Origin of the sequence: Candidatus Accumulibacter contiguus (genome assembly GCF_012940005.1) — a bacterium.
In the GTDB taxonomy this organism is placed as follows: domain Bacteria; phylum Pseudomonadota; class Gammaproteobacteria; order Burkholderiales; family Rhodocyclaceae; genus Accumulibacter; species Accumulibacter contiguus.
Map to the genome: position 1 here is coordinate 1 of NZ_SPMX01000141.1, position 1,822 is coordinate 1,822.

Consider the following 1,822-nt stretch of genomic DNA (forward strand, 5'->3'; position numbering starts at 1 on the left):
GTTCTTTCTGCGGCCAGCACGCCGCGGTACTGTGCCTCCTCAAACAGCGAAAAGCCGCTGAGCTTGTCGGCTTTGGCCTTGAGCGGGAAGGACAGACCGATGGCGCTGAGGATTTTGGCCTGTTGATCGTCCGGGCGTGGCAGATGCGTGTGACGCTGACCGTTGCGGTCGGTGGTGTAGAGATAGGTCAATCGTCCGAGGGCCACCAGGGCGTCGTCCGGGGTGATGGCGGCGGGGTCGTCTTCGGTGCTGCCGAAGGTCTGCCGCAGAGCCGCTTCAAACCGCCGCGTGATTTTTAAGGCCAGCATCGCCACGAAGACATGCGCCTTGGTCCGCTCGGCCTTGCGCAGGAAGATCGGGCGAATTTCCAGAAAGGTGGTTTTCACGGTGCGGAAGTTGCGCTCGACTTTTTGCAGATCGCGATAACGCGCATCGACCGTCTTCGCGTCCATCAAGGTGAGCGGCACATTGGTTTCCAGCAGATAGCAGCCGTCGAGCAGAGCGTCTTGCTCTTTGGCCTCCTCGTCGATGGTACAGACAATGACGCGTTCTTTCAGCGTCAGGGTGACAAACGCGCTGAGCTTGTGGCTCTTGGTCCAGCGCTGCAAGGCGGCCAGGCCTGCTGCCGCGCTGGCGCGCTTGGAGTCCTTGACGAAGGCATTACGTTCGGCGACCTTCGCTTGCAACTGCGCCAGCTTGTCCTCCCGCCGACGCTCCTCGCGCACCCGCACAGTCTCGTTGCGGCGCACGATCAGGCGTTTATCGTTGTGCTCCACCTCGCACAGATGCGCATCGAAGAGATCCGTCTGCAGCACCCCCTCCTTGAGGAAGGTGCGTATCTGCGCGTCCGTCAACGCCGTGATATAACGGAAGCCCTGTACCGACAGCGCGGCTTTCCCCTTGGCCTTGATCATTCCCCGATCGCCGACCATCACCACCTCGGCAATGCCGAATTGTTCCTTCAGGATCGTGATCTGGCTGGCCACCGTCGTCGGGTCCGCGGTATTCCCTTCGAAGACCCGCACGGCCAGAGGCTCCCCGTCCTCCGCGGTCAACAAACCGATGACGATTTGCGGCTTGCCGCGCTTGCCGTCGCGGTTGTAACCATATTGCCCCAGCTCGTTGCATTCCCCTTCAAAGTAGCTCGAAGTGACGTCGTAAAGCACCAGCACGGGCGGTTGGCCCTGCGCCTTGACATAGGCCTGGTAAAGCTCCCGCTCGATGCGTTCCTGCTGGCTCGCCAGCCAGTCCAGCGCGGCATAGAGGTCGTCCTCATCGAACGCCTCCACCGCCAACACATCGGCCACCGTGTGCTGTTTCGCCCAGCGTACCGCCGACAACCGCGAGCCACCATGCGCGATACGCGCGAGAATCAGGAACAGGTTGAGCTTGCTTTCCGCAGCGCTGCCCAGCACCCGCGTGAGGCCCACCTGGTCGGCCAACTGCTTGAGGGCAAACAGCACCCCAAAAATCTCGCCGCTGGTCATCTCTCCCGACCAGTCGTCGAATTCGCCCTTCACCAGACGTTCCATGGCGACGATTCGTTCCGGTGCCCAGTTCGTCAGATTGGCGATGGTTCGTGTGCAGACTTTGCCTCCCTCGCGATAGGACTCGCGAAGCAGGATGGCCGGCCTGGACTTTCGGTTGGGGACGCGGGCGATGTACATGCCGACAATAATAGCCAATAGCACATTGTTTGTAAATAGCTATTATTATATTTACATGCCTACATTTTTGCCGATTTTCTGGTTTCTTGCCATGAATCAACGACTTACCTCAAGGGCTCCGGGAAGGTCCGTCAGACTGTTCAGCGTCAGCGGAT

At 60.0% G+C, this 1,822-nt stretch carries 1 protein-coding gene; it reads right to left on the bottom strand.

The window, feature by feature from the left end:
- The coding region (locus tag E4Q08_RS23665; RefSeq protein ID WP_248595136.1) for an IS1634 family transposase at positions 1–1,667 on the bottom strand (1,667 nt) is incomplete at its 3' end.
- Between the last annotated feature and the right edge of the window lie 155 nt (positions 1,668–1,822).